This is a genomic window from Hydrogenophaga sp. YM1 (genome assembly GCF_016903055.1).
GTDB classification, from domain to species: Bacteria; Pseudomonadota; Gammaproteobacteria; order Burkholderiales; family Burkholderiaceae_C; genus Hydrogenophaga; species Hydrogenophaga borbori.
Genome location: NZ_CP070223.1, coordinates 1,637,001 through 1,651,978 on the forward strand (window position 1 = coordinate 1,637,001; position 14,978 = coordinate 1,651,978).

The following is a 14,978-nucleotide window of genomic DNA, read 5'->3' on the forward strand; positions in this document are numbered from 1 at the left end:
CGCGCTGCGGTGCGACCGGCTTCGGGCGGCCGTGCGTCGTTCATCGGGACCGCATCATCGCACCGGCGCCGCGGCGGCATCGAGCGCCAGGTTGAGCTCAAGCACGTTCACGCGCGGCTCGCCCAGGCCGGGGATCAGCGGGCGCTGCGCCTGGCGTTCCACCAGCGCCGCCACGGCGCCCGGCGCCAGGCCGCGCGCGCGGGCCACGCGGGGCGCCTGGTACAGCGCGGCCGCCAGGCTGATGTGCGGGTCCAGCCCGCTGCCCGAGGCCGTGACCAGGTCCACCGGCACGGGCGCGTTGTTGTCCGGGTCGGCCGCGCGCAGCGCCGCGATGCGCTCGCGCACGGCGTCCTTCAGCGGCTCGCTCGTGGGCCCCAGGTTGGAGCCGCCCGAGGCCGCGGCGTTGTACGGCACGGGCGCGGTGGCCGAGGGCCGGCCCCAGAAATAGCGCGGCTCGGTGAAGGCCTGGCCGATGAGGGCCGAGCCCACGGGGCGGCCGCCGCGCTCGATCAGGCTGCCGTTGGCCTGGCGCGGGAGCAGGGCCTGGGCCGCGCCCGTGACCAGCAGCGGGTAGAGCAGGCCGGTGACCGCGCTGAGCAGCAGGAACAGCAGCACGGCGGCGCGCAGGGTGCTGCCCAGGCCTTCGCCGGCCGGGGCCTTGTCGGTGGAGGGGGATTCGGTGTTCATGGGAACTCCTGTGGGATCAGGCCAGGCCCAGGCCGGCGATCAGCAGGTCGATGGCCTTGATGCCGATGAAGGGAACCACCACGCCGCCCAGGCCGTAGACCGCCAGGTTGCGCCGCAGCAGCGAGGCCGCGCCCACGGCGCGGTAGGGCACGCCCTTGAGCGCAACCGGGATCAGCGCCACGATGACCAGGGCGTTGAACACCACCGCCGAAACGATGGCCGAGGTCGGGCTGGCCAGCTGCATCACGTTGAGCGCCTGCAGCTGCGGGTAGGTGGTGACGAAGGCGGCCGGCACGATGGCGAAGTACTTGGCCACGTCGTTGGCGATGCTGAAGGTGGTCAGCGCGCCGCGCGTCATCAGCAGGCGCTTGCCGGTCTCCACGATCTCGATCAGCTTGGTGGGGTTGCTGTCGAGGTCCACCATGTTGCCGGCCTCCTTGGCGGCCTGGGTGCCGGTGTTCATGGCCACGGCCACGTCGGCCTGGGCCAGCGCGGGCGCGTCGTTGGTGCCGTCGCCGGTCATGGCCACCAGGCGGCCGCGCGCCTGGTGCTCGCGGATGAGCGCGAGCTTGGCCTCGGGCGTGGCCTCGGCGAGGAAGTCGTCCACGCCGGCCTCGGCCGCGATGGCCGCCGCCGTGAGGCGGTTGTCGCCGGTGACCATCACGGTCTGGATGCCCATGCGGCGCAGCTCGGCGAAGCGCTCCTTGAGGCCACCCTTGACGATGTCCTTGAGCTCCACCACGCCAAGCGCGCGCGCGCCCTCGGCCACCACCAGGGGCGTGCTGCCGCGCCGCGCCACGTCGTCCACCAGGGCCTGCACCGGGGCGGACCAGGCGCCGCCGAGCGATTCCACGTGCCGGCGGATGGCATCGGCCGCGCCCTTGCGGATCTGGCGGCCGTCGGCCAGGTCCACGCCGCTCATGCGCGTCTGCGCGCTGAACGGCACGAAGTGCGCGCCCATCGATTGCAGCTCGCGTTCGCGCAGCTGGTGCCGGTGCTTGGCCAGCACCACGATGCTGCGGCCCTCGGGCGTTTCGTCGGCCAGCGAGGCGAGCTGCGCGGCGTCGGCCAGGTCGCGCTCGTTCGTGCCCGTGGCCGGCAGGAAGGCCGCGGCCTGGCGGTTGCCCAGGGTAATGGTGCCGGTCTTGTCGAGCAGCAGCACGTCCACGTCGCCCGCCGCCTCCACCGCGCGGCCCGAGGTGGCGATCACATTGGCCTGCATCAGCCGGCTCATGCCCGCCACGCCGATGGCCGAGAGCAGGCCCGCGATGGTGGTCGGGATCAGGCAGACCAGCAGGGCCACCAGCACCACCAGGCCGACCGGCTGGCCGGCGCCGCCCGAGGCCTGCGCGCTGAAGGTGGAGAAGGGCAGCAGCGTCACCACCACGCCCAGGAAGACCAGGGTCAGCGCCACCAGCAGGATCGTCAGCGCGATCTCGTTCGGCGTCTTCTGGCGCCGCGCGTTTTCCACCATGGCGATCATGCGGTCGACGAAGGTCTCGCCGGGGTTGACGCTCACGCGCACCACCACCGCGTCGGACAGCACGCGCGTGCCGCCAGTGACGGCCGAGAAGTCGCCGCCCGACTCGCGGATCACCGGCGCCGATTCGCCGGTGATGGCGCTCTCGTCCACCGAGGCCACGCCGTCGATCACCTCGCCGTCGGCGGGCACGGTGTCGCCGGCCTCGATCAGCACCACGTCGCCCTTGCGCAGCGAGTCGGCCTCGATCGGCAGCCAGCGCATGGCACTTCTCGGCGTGCCGGCCTTGAAGGCGCCGTCGAGTTTCTTCGCCCAGGTCTTGCGCTTGAGCCCGCGCAGGCTCGCGGCCTGCGCCTGACTGCGGCCTTCGGCCAGCGCTTCGGCGAAGTTGGCGAACAGCACGGTGAACCACAGCCACAGCGCCACGGCCAGCGTGAAGCCCTCGGGCCGCGCGAGCCACAGGGCGGTGGTGAAGGCGCTGCCCACGTAGACCACGAACATCACGGGGTTGCGGATCTGCGCGCGCGGGTCGAGCTTGCGCAGCGCACCGATCAGGGCCGGCCGCAACAGGGCCGGGTCGAACAGGGTCAAGGTTTTGCGTGTCATGGCGGGCTCCTCACTTCGCCCACAGGGTCAGGTGTTCCACCACCGGCCCCAGGGCCAGTGCGGGCACGTAGTTGAGCAAGCCCACCAGCAGCACCGTGCCCACCAGCAGGCCGACGAACAGCGGCCCGTGCGTGGGCAGGCTGCCGGTGGTGGCCTCGGCGCGCGGCTTGGCGGCGAAGGACCCTGCCAGGGCCAGCACCGGCAGGATCACGCCGAAGCGGCCCAGCGCCATGGCGATGGCCAGCAGCACGTTGTAGAAGGGGGTGTTGGCCGACAGGCCCGCGAAGGCGCTGCCGTTGTTGTTGGCGGCCGAGCTCAGCGCGTACAGCACCTCGGTGAAGCCGTGCGGGCCCGCGTCCTGGATGCCGGCGCGCCCGGCCTCGCTCATCAGCGCCACCGCGGTGCCCAGCAGCACCAGCAGCGGCGTGACCAGGATGGCCACCGACACCATCTGCATCTCGAAGGGCTCGATCTTCTTGCCCAGGTAGGCCGGGGTGCGCCCGATCATCAGGCCGGCCACGAAGACCGCCAGCAGCGCGAACACCAGCATGCCGTACAGGCCCGAGCCCACGCCACCGAACACCACCTCGCCCAGCTGCATCAGCGCCGTGGGCACCAGGCCGCCCAGCGGGGTGAAGCTGTCGTGCATGGCGTTCACCGCGCCGCAGCTGGCGGCGGTGGTGACCACGGCGAACAGCGACGAAGCGGCGATGCCGAAGCGCACCTCCTTGCCCTCCATGTTGCCGCCCGACTGCAGCGCGCTGGCGGCCTGGTCGGCGCCCAGCGCGGCCAGGGCCGGGTTGCCCTGCTGCTCGAAATGGGTGGCGGCGACCACGGCGAGCACGAAGATCAGCGCCATGGCCGCGAGCACGGCCCACGCCTGGCGCCGGTCGCCCACCACGCGGCCAAAGGTGAAGCACAGGCCGGCGGGGATGGCGAAGATCGCCAGCATCTGCAGGGCGTTGCTCCATTCGTTCGGGTTCTCGAACGGGTGGGCCGAGTTGGCGTTGAAGAAGCCGCCACCGTTGGTGCCCAGCATCTTGATGGCGAGCTGCGAGGCCGTGGGCCCCATGGCCAGGGTCTGCTCACCCACGCCCGGCTGCAGCGGCGTGAGCGTGAGGAAGGGCGAAAGGTTCTGGATCACGCCCGTGGCCACGAAGGCCAGCGCCCATACGGTGGCGATGGGCAGCAGCACCCACAGCGTGGCGCGCGACAGGTCCACCCACACGTTGCCGACCGCGCGCGCCGAGTGCCGGGCGAAGCCGCGCATCAGCGCTATCACCACCACGATGCCGGTGGCGGCGGACAGGAAGTTCTGCACCGTCAGCGCGAGCATCTGCGTCAGGTAGCTCATGGTGGTCTCGCCGCCATAGCCCTGCCAGTTGGTGTTGGTGACGAAGCTGACGGCGGTGTTGAAGGCGGAATCCACCGCCACCGCGCCAAAGCCCTGCGGGTTCAGCGGCAGCGCGCCCTGCAGCCGCTGCAGCGCGAACACCGCGAGCAGCCCCAGCGCGTTGAACAGCAGAAGACCGCGCGCGTAGGGCCACCAGCCGGTCTCGGCCTCGGGCCGCACGCCGAGCAGGCGCCACAGCGGCGCCTCGATGCGGTGGCCGGCGGCAAAGCGGCCTTCCATGACGGTGTGCATCCAGCGCCCCAGCGGCCAGGCCAGGGCGAGCAAGGCCGTGAGGAAGAGCGCGAGCAGGCTCCAGGCGGCGGCGTTCATAGGAGTACCTCCGCGCGGCGCGCTGCGGTGCGAGTGCCTTTGGGCGGCCAGGCGGCACTCATGAGAAATCCTCCGGCCGCGCGAGCACGGCGACGAGGTAGGCCAATAGCCCGGCCGCCAACAGGGCGGCGAGCGTCACGAAGTCCATGGGAACCCCCGAAGTGAAGACCTCGGTGAGCGTAGGCAGGGGCCCGTCAAGACGGGCGAAAGACTTCGGGGGTGGGTGTCAAGAACGTGTCAAGACCGGGCCGTGGGTCTCAGATCCAGCGCCGCGTGCGCGCGCGGTAGCGCTGGTAGTCCTCGCCGAACTTGAGCGCCAGCGCGCGCTCTTCCGGCGCGATCTGGAAGCGCGTGACGTAGGCGGCGAAGAACAGCGGGCCGAGCCACATCGGCGCGGCGTCGAGGCGAATGGCGTAAGCCACCAGCAGCATTAGCAGGCTCAGGTACAGCGGGTTGCGCGAGACGCGGTAGACGCCGCCCGTGACCAGGCTCGTGGCCTTCTCGGGCTGCAGCGGGTTGATGGTGGTGCGGGCCCACCAGAGCCCCACCACCGCCGCCAGCGCCAGGGCGGCGCTGAGCTGCGACAGGCCCACGCCGAGCTGCATGCGCAGCGCGCTCGGGTCGATGGCGACGCCGGCCGCGCGCGCCGACCACTTCATGGCCGCGCCCACCAGGGCGGCGACCACGGGCGCGGGGAGCTTGGTCTCCAGGCACTGCACGGGCGGCATTCTGCCGCGCCTGGGCCCTGGGGTGGGCCGTTCGGTGAGGCGATGGCCTAGTCCCGGAACAAGGGGGCTAGGTGGTTCACTCAGTTTCGAAGCCGTCTTCCCATGGGGCTTGGGGGCGGGTCGACATTCATCCGGCAATAGGTGCGAAGGCCATGACGATCATTTCTCGCTTGTGGGGCTCCCCCACCATGAGCCCGCAAAAATTGGGTCTGTTTCTGCGGAGCGTCAATATTCAGCAGAGCAATGCGCAGAAGGCGCCCGACAAGCACGGGGAGTTCCATTTCGTGACAGCGGGGGGCGGGGTGTACGTCTCCAGCGATTCGACGGCGTCGGGCATCAGCACCCGGCAGTTTCACAAAGCCTGCACCAGACTGACGAAAGCGCTGAACAAACACCGCGATCGCTTGGAGCGCCAAGGCCTGGATGTGGAGGCGGCGTTGCAGGGCTTGCAACAGCTCAAGCACACCGGCAAGCGCTTTGGTCCGAACGACCTGGCGGCATTTCGGGGGTGGCGGGACGAGAGCGCCCATGTCGCCATGCACCAAACCGCTATCGACATCCGGGCCATGGCCGCGCACTGGACAGGGTGGCTCGTCGCCCTTCGACGCGATATACCGACCGGGCGGGGGGTGCCGACGGCCAATGAAGCGTCTGGCGCGGCGGCAGTGCAGGCGGAAGAGGCGGCCTTGCTCGCGGCGCGCAGGCAGGCACAGGACTTCGCCGCGCACGGCCTGCCAGACGAAAGGCAGCCGACGGAGGACGACGAGGACCGAACCGGGTTGGTGAACTGGCTGAACACGGTCCTTCCATCGCAGCCGTCCTTGAAGGGGTGCCGGGCGCAGACCCTGTTTCAGCAACTGCTGGTCGACAAGGTCCAGTCCCTCGCCGATTGCCAAGCGAAGCTGGACCAACTGCTGGCGCAGAGCGACGCCCGCGACGCCGACCCCATGTATCAGACCGAAGTGCGCTTGCAGGCCACCTTGTTGGTCAAAGGCATTGAGGCGTATTTGGATGGCTTGATTCAGGCGGCGCACATTCTGAGCGGCCAGTTCCGGGTCAATGAACTGCCGGAGAAGTTCCACTTCCTTTTGGTGGACAGCGGCAAGGCCCTGGCCGATCTGTTCATGGCGCATCTCAATGCCTCCAGCGCAATGATGCGGGGCTATCGGCAGGCGAATGAGGCGCTGTCGGTCACCCGGGACCTCTCGGCCCAAGGGAACGGATCGGCCGGGCCTGTGCCCGCCGGCAAGCCCTTGAACGCCCGAGGAGTCTGGTCTTTCGCGCGGCCCAAGGGGGATAAGGTGCCGGTGTCGGGCAAGGAGCCGCTGTCTCGCGCGCGCCCCGTGGAGATGGGGGGGCATCGGCGTGAGGGGGCTGGTCTGGCGGACGCCACTCTGCAGGCCGAACAGGCGGCCGTTCGAGCGTGCGTGAGCTGCTTCGGCCGCGATGACGAGGTGCCCAACGACGAGAAGCGCCCCCTGATGCGTAAGCTCCAACTCGAGCTGCGTGGCCACCCTAAGACCGCGTACCTGGATCTGCGCTCGCTGCCCCTGAGGCTGGAGAAGATGCCGCTGTATTTCGGCTCTCGGTACCGCGAGCTGGAGCAGCGGGTTCTCGGGTGCCGCCAACGGCAGATCGACCCGGCGTCGGACCCGCAGGTGCAGCGCCTGGTCCGGCAATGGCAGCAGGGGGCGCTGGACCACATCGAGCAGATCGAAACCGTGGCGGCTTGCCTGAAAAAGCTGGCCAGCCAGAAGGGGGTGCCCCAGGCTTCCGCGAGCGCCATGACCGACACGGCGCTGTGCCTGGCGCAGTTGGTCGCGAGCTACCGCGATCCCATGGGGCCCGTGATGGGCTTGAGCCGGGCCGCGCATGCTTGGCTGACGCCAGCCCAAGGGCCGCTCGGCCAGGTGCCTGCGGAGATCGACGATTTTCTGCACCTGCTGGAACAGCAGGAACCGCAGGCCCCCGAAGACCGCGGGGCGTTCGATCGAGCGCTCATGGGCGTCGACAGCCTTCAGGGCTCTTTGCGCGACCTGATGGCGCCGCAGCATGCCACGCCAGCGGTGGAGGAGCCGCCCACGCCGGCCGTGCGCCAGCTGGCGCGCGCCGCGCGTCCTGCGCCGGAACCGTCGGCCCACGCCATTGACGAGCAGGTGGCGGCGTTGAACGCCGATCTGGTGCGGGAGCAGGAAGCGGATGACCACTGGGCGCTGTTGACCACGCGGCTCGAGCAGCAAGACAACGGGGAGCAGCGCGTGCAAGCGCTCGAGCAGGAGGTCAACTGGTACGACCTGCAACTGGCGCTCGAACGCGAAGACCAGCCAGGCCAGCCCGCGCCCGGCCCGGGTGTGCACGGGGAGCTGGCCCGACGTGCGGGACCCGCGGATGCCGGGCTCGACGCAACTCCCTTGCCCGACGCCCAACTCGAGCGGGAGATCGAAGAGACGCAGGGCCGGCTCAAGCGCCTGTTCAATGACTTCGACGGATTTGCCGGTGCGGCCGGATCGCCGCAGCGTGTCCTGTGGCAAGGTCTGGAGACCGGACTGGCGGAGCTCGGCATCGACATCGATTTCATGGACCTGGCCTTGGCGAAGGTGCCATCCGCCATCGAGCAGAACGCCGATGAGATTTGGTCGGCCACTCAGAGCCAAGCGCACGAAACAACGATCGTTCGCTTGAGCGAAGAGGGGCTGGCGCGCATCGAGGCGTACCTGGGCAAGCTGCGCACGGCCGCCGAACGCATGGCGGCCTTTGCCGAGGGCCTGTCGAGCGCCGGGGCGCACGAGGCCTTCAAGGCACTGCTGGGCAACACCGCCACCGCGCTCTTGGAACTGGAGGCCCTGCACCGCAGCCCGCTCAGTCCACTGAGTCTGACGCGGCATGGCATGCACGCGCTGGGCGCACAGGCGCAAGAACGGCTGAAGGCCTGCCGAACCGCTGGCGACGCGGCGAAGGGCATCGATCTGGAGCTGGATGAGGAGACGATCGAGGCGGCCATGCAGGCGCGGCGCCAATACGCGCGGACGCAGCGCCCGGGTGGGAAGCTGCTCGACAAAGTCAAAGACCTCCTGGGCGTGGGCGCCGGCTCGCCGCCGCCGTCGGACCGCCGCGCCATGGTGCCGCTGGCCCCTGGCGGACGGTCTGGCACCGTGGCGTTGTTCGATGGGAGTCGCCGGACCGAGGTGGCTGGCGCTGACGCCTGGAACGCTGTCCGGGCCGTCGAACTGCCGAAGGGAGGCCCGCTCAAGGTCTTGAAATGGGCTTTGAAAGCGAAGAAGGACCCCCAACCCCTGGGGTCCACCCTTCGCCCGCCGCCGCCTGGCATGCAGGCCGCCCACCCGCGCGCGCTGCCGTCAACGGCCAGTGGTGCGTGGTCGCCCGACTGAAGCTCGGTGCCTGCGCGGTCGGAGCGATGGTCTAGTCCCGGAACGAAGGCGCCTGAGCGGCCTACCTAAGCGCAACTCCGCTTCTTTCCGTTCCATGAACGCCCTGAACACCGTCGACGATGCCGCCCGGCTGCTGGCGCAGGCGGGCGAGCGCCTGAAAGAGCACCTGCGCTTCGCCGCCATCGAGCCGCACCGCTGGTACGTGCTGTTCAAAGACGGCGGGGCCTACGAGCTGGAATGGTCGGACGACTGGGGCTGGCTGGTCCTGACCGCCGAACTGGGCCACCCGCCGCCCGAGGGCGAACGCATCGCCTTGAACCTGGCGCTGTCCTACAACGCCTTGTGGCGCCAACTGGGCAAGCTGCGCATGGCGCGCGACGGCGAGGACGGCGAGCTGCTGCTGATTGGCGAATGGGGCCCCGAGGACGCGGACGTCGAGGGGTTTTGCGCGGCGCTGATTCATTTCGAGGGCTTGCGGCGCTGGTGGGGCGAGGCCATCGAACAGGCTGGCCGCGGGGCGGCGCTATCGCCCGAGCTGCCAAGTCAGTTGATCGAACGCATTTGATCGATCTCTGTTTTGAATTGAAAGTGGTGAGCAATGGGGACCAAATTTCTTGACATGCTGAGGTCGGGCAGCAGCAAGTTCCTGTCGACGCAGGATTTCGTCCGATTGGACAAGAATGCCCACACGCTGAAGGACAGCGCCAAGCCCGAGGCGCAGCCATACAAAAGCGCCGTCCAACTGCGTGTTCTGAAGGGTGCCGTGTACATCGTGCCCGCCAAGCCGGGGAAAAAGGCGGCGCGTGATCATCAGAAGGCGTTGAACTACATCGCCGATCATTTGGGCAGCCTCGCCAACCAACTCGTCTATGGCGGCTATGACAAGAACAGCCATACGAGCAACGCAACGAAGGCATTGACGAACATCGCCGCCCTGCGTGACCAGAACACGGGCAGGGCCACTCTTGATCAGCTGTGCGCTGCCTGGAGGCCCGTGTCGAATGCACAGCAATGCGCGGCCGCCACCAAGCGATCGGGCGATGTTCAACAGCGCGCCCAGCAATTGCAGTGGCAGCCTCGCCAGTACGGTGGTGGAGACGAAGTGGGGGTCGATGGTTTTGTGGTCAATGGGCGCGGTTCCGAGGAGTTTGAGCGAGCGGCCGAATGGGGTGCCGTCTTGACGAGCGAGTGCGAGCGGATAGCCGAATCGCCGAAGGCGAAAAAAGCACTGGAAAAGCACTTCGAAGGCGGCCCGATGTCGGCGTTCAAACCGGCAGGCCGTGGCAACACCGTGCTTTTGGGGGGGGCAGCGGAGGCACTTCAGCAAGCGCTGCTGGTCGAGCCATACAAGCGCATCAATTTGCTGTTGGCTCAAGTGCGCGATGCACACAAGATCGAGGTGCTGTGGAGCGACACCAAGCGCGACGAGAAGATCATTCGGTACTGCGAGACGCTGATGCCCCTGATCCGGGAGACGATTGAGCGCCAAGCCCAAATGGGGCACTGGCTGATCAAGAACGGGGCGCCCCAACTGCCTGGGCGGCTGGGGCAGTCGGTGGCCGCGTTGGGCGTCAGCCTGGTGAACCTGTCGTTGCACAGTCTGGATCCCGACAGCGACTTCATGAAGGCCGGTCAGTGGGCCGCAGAGACCCTTCATGCGGCCCAGATGCGCTTGGCCGCCCGCAAGGTGGGGGGGAGGGCCGAAGCGCTCAATACCTGCGGCAACACATTGCTGCTGTCGCTGGACAGCCCTTCCGGCACCGCACCGACCGAACCGCCTTTGAGCGATGCGTCGTCGGCGCGCGGGCCCGAGGCGGAGAAGGCCCAGGAGGAACGCTACCGGCAGGCTTTGGCCGAGCTTTTCGATGGGGTTCAGCGCCTCGACGATTGGCGGCGATGGGGGCAACTGCCCTCCCAGCGCGACCGCCCCGATGCGGGGTTGGATGCCCGCCTGAGGGAGAGTTGGGCGGCGTTCGCCAGCGACCAAAGCTTTGCCGAGGAAGACCCGTTCGACGTTCTGCAAGCGGAGCTTCCACAGGCCTTGCAGGACGCGTGGGATGAGTTGAAACACCTGTCCTTGCCCACGGTGGCGGGTGGGCCGGACCACGAGGCCATCCTGGCGTGCAGTGAGCGCATCGTTCAGCTGACGGCTGTCTACCAGAAAGGCCTGGCCGTGATGAGCCATGGGCTGATGGCTGGGGTGTTGGGGGACAACTGGTCGCCTGCGCTGCAACGCGACGCCCTCGAATGGGGCAACCACATGCTCACCATTGGAGAGATGCTGTCCGATCCCACCGGCTTCGCGATGGCGATGGTCGGCGAGGCGCACCGGCAAGGCCAAAAGGCCCGTGCGGCTTTGGACCTGCGGGCGCGACAGCGCGGGTACCTGGGGGCGGCCAGGCGCAGCGCCGCCCCCCGATACGACGCCACCATCGCGCGCGCCCAACGCAGGGACACGGTGGGGGCAACCCCCCTGCAGATCGACGCCCAGCCCATTGACATACCGCCCGAGCCCACTGGAGAAAAGGCGCGGCGAAGGCTCAGCGAACCCACCCGTCCCGCGCGGCGTTTGTCAGAAGCCAGCACCCGCGAGCTCGACGACATGCTGGCCCAGTTGGAGAATCCGGCGCCCCGCCGCAGAGGGCGCGCCCTTTCGCAGGATGCGTCCCGACCCTCAGATGATGGTCCAGGCGTGGACGGAAAGCGTCGCCTCAAGCGCCAACCCCGGGCTCAGATCCGACGGCTCGATGGCGCCATCGAGGATGTGAATCAGATGGCGGTGACGTCGCCTCCACGGCAAACCCGTCGGGTCGACAGTCCAGAAAGCGAGTTGGCGCAGCTCAAGGACCTGTCTCCCGAGGATTTCGCGCAATGGATGCAGACCTTGGAGCTGCCCCTCCCATCGGGACCGTTGCAGGCCGACACCGACCCGCCGAGCGCCTTCAAGATCGACACTCCGCGCCCCGCTGACGGCCGTTCGATGCGGGTGAGGCGCCCGCGTGTGGCCGCTGAGGCGCCGGATGGGCAAGGAGCGGAGCCTTCGGAGAAAGGGGCTGAGTCTTCGGGGTTGCCAATGGGCGCCTTGCATCGGCGCCGCGCCCACCGCCGCGAAACACCCGACACCGCCACGCTCAACAAGGAGTTGTTCGCACAGTACGGTGGCGCTACCTTGCTGCCGGGCCCCTCGTCCCCCGGGATGAGTCCCCGCCAGGGACTGGACACTGGCGAAGCGACTCCGCGGGGCTCGGCCGACGGTCCGGCGGTGCCGCCGGCAACGGCGACGCCCGAGGGCAAGCCGCCATGGCCCGTTCCTCCCGGGCGGAAGATCTATACAGAGGTGAAGGACGGCGAAGTCATCCAGTCCTTCGATCTCTTCACGCTGGAAGATGGCAGTGTCCCGTACACACCTCTTGAAAAGCTGAAGAACTTCTTCAAGCGGTGACAAGCGGGCGTTCAGCGCCCCTTCGCCCCCAGCTTGCGGTAAATCGTCGCCCGGCTGATGCCCAGCGCCCGCGCGGCGTCCTGCACGTTGCCGCGCGCGTCGTCCACCGCCTTGCGGATGGCGGCGGTTTCCAGGTCTTTCAGGGGCACGGCCTGGGCCACGGCGGCGCTGCGCGCGGCGGGGCGGTCGAGCTGGGCCAGCACCTGCAGCCGCAGGCCCGACCACAGCGGCAGCTCCAGCGCGCCGCCGTGCGCGGCCGCGGTGTCGAACAGCGATTCGACCGGCGCCGCGAAATGCAGGCTGGCGTGCCCGGCCGGCGCGCCGGGCGCCACGCCCAGCATGTCGGCCGCGGGCCGGTTCAGGCCGGTGATGTGGCCGTCCGCGTCCAGGCCGATCAGGCCGTCGCTGTCGTCGCCCAGCACGCGGCCCGGCCAGTTCAGGCGCAGCAGCAGGTGGTGCGGCCGCGCCAGCGTCAGCGCGTTCTCGATGCTGCGCGCCGACTGCGAGACCAGGTGCTTGAGCGCGGGCTGCTCGGCCACGTTCACGCCGGTCAGGTCCAGCATGCCCACGCACTGGCCGTCCGGGTCCCAGATGGGCGCGCCCGCGCAGCTGTAGACGCTGGTGGCGTCGAAGAAGTGCTCGCCCCGGTGCAGCCACACGGGCTGCAGGTCGGTCAGCGCCATGCCGATGGCGGTGGTGCCCACGGCACGCTCCGACAGGTCCACGCCCACGCGCGCGATGCGGCCCACGCTGGGCTCGTGCCGGTCCACGGGGCCGTTGACGTCGATCACCACGCCCTGCGCGTCGGTGAGGATGGCGAAGTAGCGCGTGTGCGCCATGGCGCGCGCCAGCGAGCGGATGACGGGCGCGGCGGCCCGCAGCAGCGGCTGGCTGGCGTCCAGCGCGTGGCGCACCTGCGCGCTGCTCACGGGGTCGAAGGCGACCTCGCGCCGCGGCTCCAGGCCCAGCTGCAGGCAGCGCCGCCAGGAGCGCGCCACCCAGGGCGCCAGGCGCGGCCCGGCGTCGGGGTCGCGCGCGTCCAGCACGGCGCGGCGGGCCTGGGCGATCAGGGCCAGGCGGTCGGCGGGGGAGGCGGCGGGGCCGGTGGGCATGGGGTGCATTGAATCAGCCCGCCGCGCGTCGATCAACCGTTGTCCATGCCGCAGCGCGGCAAAGCCTCGGCGGCGGGCAGCGCCACGGTCCAGCCGGTGGCCTGCGCCAGGCGGGGCAGGTCCTCCGGCGTGTCCAGGTCGCGGACGTGCGCCTCGTCCGGTGTGTTCCACAACGCGACAGCCTCGGGCTGGCGCTGGCGCCAGGCGCGCAGGCCGCCGCTCTGGTTGCGCAGCAGGGCGCAGGCCAGGCCGTCGAGCACCGCCGGGTGGCCGGGCTGGCCGTTCACCGTCGGCACCAGGGCGTGGCGGCCGCGCTCGCGCTGGTCGAAGGCGTCCAGGGCCGCCTGGATCTGCGGCGCGCCCAGCAGCGGCTGGTCGCCCAGCAGCACCAGCAGCCGGCTGGGCATGGACGTGAGGCTGCGCAGGCCCACGCGCAGCGAATCGGCGGGCTCGTCGCCGGGCTCGGGGTTGCGCAGCAGCACGGGCCGTCGCTCGGGCGCCAGGGCGCTCACGTGCGCGGCGATGGCCTCGGCGTGGTGGCCCACGACCAGGCGCACGTCGTGCACGTCGGCCTCGGCCAGCGCGTCCAGCAGGCGCTGCAGCAGGGTCTGGCCGTTGACGCGGACCAGGCACTTGGGCACACCGCCCAGCCGGCGGCCCGCGCCGGCCGCCAGCACCAGCGCGGTGGTGTCGCTCCAGGGCTTCATCGGGAAACCTCCGCGCCGCACACCGCGGTGCGAGCGCCTTCGGGCGGCCGTGCGCCGCTCACGGGTCTTCGCGCATGAAGCAGACCATGGACGGGGCGTTCGGCGCCACGTCCAGCTGGTCCTTGGCCGGGCCCACGGCCAGGTCGCGCGGCAGCGGCACGCCGTTCTTCACGGCCAGCACCTCGGCCATCACGCTCACCGCGATCTCGGCCGGCGTCTTGCTGCCGATGTAGATGCCGATGGGCCCGCGCAGCCGGGCCAGGCTGTCCTCGGTCTGCTCGAAGTGCTCGATCAGGCGCTGGTGCCGCGCCATCTGGTTGCGCCGCGAGCCGATCGCACCGATGTAGAAGGCCTCGGTCTCCAGCGCCTCCAGCAGCGCCAGGTCGTCCAGCTTGGGGTCGTGCGTGAGGGCGACGATGGCGGTGCGCCGGTCGGCGCGGAAGGCGCGCACCACGTCGTCGGGCATGTCGGTGGTGAGCGTCACGCCGGCCACCTGCCAGCCGCCGCGGTACTCCTCGCGCGGGTCGCAGACGGTGACGGAGAAGCCGCTGAACAGGGCCATGGTGGCCAGGTACTCGGTGAGCTGGCCGGCGCCGATCATGAGCAGGCGGTACTCGGGGCCGAAGGCGTTGTGCAGCCAGCCGCCTTGCTCGCGCAAGGCCTCGGGCTGCTCGATGTCGGTGAGCGTCACGCGGCCGCTGGCGATCTCGGTGCTGCGCTGGACCATGCGGCCCGCGCTCAGGCGCTGCACCAGATCGCCCAGCGTGGCCGTGTCGGGGTTGAACTCCAGCAGCAGCTCCAGGGTGCCGCCGCAGGGCAGGCCGAAGCGGTGGGCTTCGTCGGCGCTCACGCCGTACTTGGTTTTCTGGGGCGGGCCGTCGGCCAGGGCGTCGCGGAAGCGGTGGATCAGGTCGTCCTCGATGCAGCCGCCCGAGACCGAGCCGACCACGGCGCCGCCCTCGCACAGGGCCATGATGGAGCCCACCGGGCGCGGCGAACTGCCCCAGGTGCGGGTGACGGTGGCCAGCAGCGTGGCCTTGCCCGCACGCCGCCAGTCCAGCAGCGTGCGCAGCACGAAGAGATCGAGGTTTTCCATGGCGGTCG

The 14,978-nt window shown here is 69.9% G+C and carries 11 protein-coding genes; 3 read left to right on the forward strand and 8 right to left on the reverse strand.

The window, feature by feature from the left end:
* Window positions 1-54 precede the first annotated feature (54 nt).
* The 5 genes from kdpC to JNX00_RS07890 form a co-directional block, all read right to left on the reverse strand.
* The gene (kdpC, locus tag JNX00_RS07870; RefSeq protein WP_204744611.1) at window positions 55-687 is read right to left on the reverse strand and encodes a potassium-transporting ATPase subunit KdpC; all 633 of its coding nucleotides are present in this window, start codon (window positions 685-687) and stop codon (window positions 55-57) included.
* Window positions 688-703: 16 nt separating this feature from the next.
* A complete protein-coding gene (gene kdpB / locus JNX00_RS07875) occupies window positions 704-2,773 on the reverse strand; it encodes a potassium-transporting ATPase subunit KdpB (RefSeq protein WP_204744612.1) in 2,070 nt (689 codons plus the stop codon).
* Window positions 2,774-2,783: 10 nt separating this feature from the next.
* The gene (gene kdpA / locus JNX00_RS07880) at window positions 2,784-4,496 is read right to left on the reverse strand and encodes a potassium-transporting ATPase subunit KdpA (RefSeq protein ID WP_204744613.1); all 1,713 of its coding nucleotides are present in this window, start codon (window positions 4,494-4,496) and stop codon (window positions 2,784-2,786) included.
* Window positions 4,497-4,554: 58 nt separating this feature from the next.
* Window positions 4,555-4,644, reverse strand: coding sequence for a K(+)-transporting ATPase subunit F (kdpF, locus tag JNX00_RS07885; protein ID WP_070400541.1), 90 nt, complete (start codon window positions 4,642-4,644; stop codon window positions 4,555-4,557).
* Between the two features lie 109 nt (window positions 4,645-4,753).
* Window positions 4,754-5,224 carry an isoprenylcysteine carboxylmethyltransferase family protein gene (locus JNX00_RS07890; protein WP_239478276.1) on the reverse strand — a complete coding sequence of 157 codons (471 nt, stop codon included), beginning with the start codon at window positions 5,222-5,224 and terminating at the stop codon, window positions 4,754-4,756.
* Between the two features lie 152 nt (window positions 5,225-5,376).
* Between JNX00_RS07890 and JNX00_RS07895 the strand changes: the two genes are divergently transcribed.
* From JNX00_RS07895 to JNX00_RS07905, 3 genes are all read left to right on the forward strand, one after another.
* On the forward strand, window positions 5,377-8,613 hold the full coding sequence (locus JNX00_RS07895) for a hypothetical protein (protein WP_204744614.1): 3,237 nt from the start codon (window positions 5,377-5,379) through the stop codon (window positions 8,611-8,613).
* A gap of 94 nt (window positions 8,614-8,707) precedes the next feature.
* The gene (locus tag JNX00_RS07900; protein ID WP_204744615.1) at window positions 8,708-9,178 is read left to right on the forward strand and encodes a type III secretion system chaperone; all 471 of its coding nucleotides are present in this window, start codon (window positions 8,708-8,710) and stop codon (window positions 9,176-9,178) included.
* A gap of 33 nt (window positions 9,179-9,211) precedes the next feature.
* Window positions 9,212-12,055 (forward strand): hypothetical protein, encoded by a 2,844-nt coding sequence (locus JNX00_RS07905; RefSeq protein ID WP_204744616.1) that lies wholly within the window; start codon window positions 9,212-9,214, stop codon window positions 12,053-12,055.
* Window positions 12,056-12,066: 11 nt separating this feature from the next.
* Here the strand turns inward: JNX00_RS07905 and JNX00_RS07910 are convergent, their stop codons facing one another.
* From JNX00_RS07910 to JNX00_RS07920, 3 genes are read right to left on the reverse strand one after another with little or no spacing between them, the layout of a single operon-like run.
* Window positions 12,067-13,176, reverse strand: a complete 1,110-nt coding sequence (locus JNX00_RS07910; protein WP_083293298.1) for a helix-turn-helix domain-containing protein — start codon at window positions 13,174-13,176, stop codon at window positions 12,067-12,069.
* Between the two features lie 23 nt (window positions 13,177-13,199).
* Complete coding sequence (locus JNX00_RS07915) at window positions 13,200-13,874, reverse strand: nucleotidyltransferase family protein (protein WP_070400538.1); 675 nt, start codon at window positions 13,872-13,874, stop codon at window positions 13,200-13,202.
* 58 nt (window positions 13,875-13,932) lie between these two features.
* A complete protein-coding gene (locus JNX00_RS07920) occupies window positions 13,933-14,970 on the reverse strand; it encodes an XdhC family protein (RefSeq protein ID WP_204744617.1) in 1,038 nt (345 codons plus the stop codon).
* Window positions 14,971-14,978 lie beyond the last annotated feature (8 nt).

Bases quoted from the DNA above. Each gene is read 5' to 3' on its own strand.
- kdpC (WP_204744611.1), bottom strand. From the start codon at position 687: ATGAACACCGAATCCCCCTCCACCGACAAGGCCCCGGCCGGCGAAGGC.
- kdpB (WP_204744612.1), bottom strand. From the start codon at position 2,773: ATGACACGCAAAACCTTGACCCTGTTCGACCCGGCCCTGTTGCGGCCG.
- kdpA (WP_204744613.1), bottom strand. From the start codon at position 4,496: ATGAACGCCGCCGCCTGGAGCCTGCTCGCGCTCTTCCTCACGGCCTTG.
- kdpF (WP_070400541.1), bottom strand. From the start codon at position 4,644: ATGGACTTCGTGACGCTCGCCGCCCTGTTGGCGGCCGGGCTATTGGCC.
- JNX00_RS07890 (WP_239478276.1), bottom strand. From the start codon at position 5,224: ATGCCGCCCGTGCAGTGCCTGGAGACCAAGCTCCCCGCGCCCGTGGTC.
- JNX00_RS07895 (WP_204744614.1), top strand. From the start codon at position 5,377: ATGACGATCATTTCTCGCTTGTGGGGCTCCCCCACCATGAGCCCGCAA.
- JNX00_RS07900 (WP_204744615.1), top strand. From the start codon at position 8,708: ATGAACGCCCTGAACACCGTCGACGATGCCGCCCGGCTGCTGGCGCAG.
- JNX00_RS07905 (WP_204744616.1), top strand. From the start codon at position 9,212: ATGGGGACCAAATTTCTTGACATGCTGAGGTCGGGCAGCAGCAAGTTC.
- JNX00_RS07910 (WP_083293298.1), bottom strand. From the start codon at position 13,176: ATGCACCCCATGCCCACCGGCCCCGCCGCCTCCCCCGCCGACCGCCTG.
- JNX00_RS07915 (WP_070400538.1), bottom strand. From the start codon at position 13,874: ATGAAGCCCTGGAGCGACACCACCGCGCTGGTGCTGGCGGCCGGCGCG.
- JNX00_RS07920 (WP_204744617.1), bottom strand. From the start codon at position 14,970: ATGGAAAACCTCGATCTCTTCGTGCTGCGCACGCTGCTGGACTGGCGG.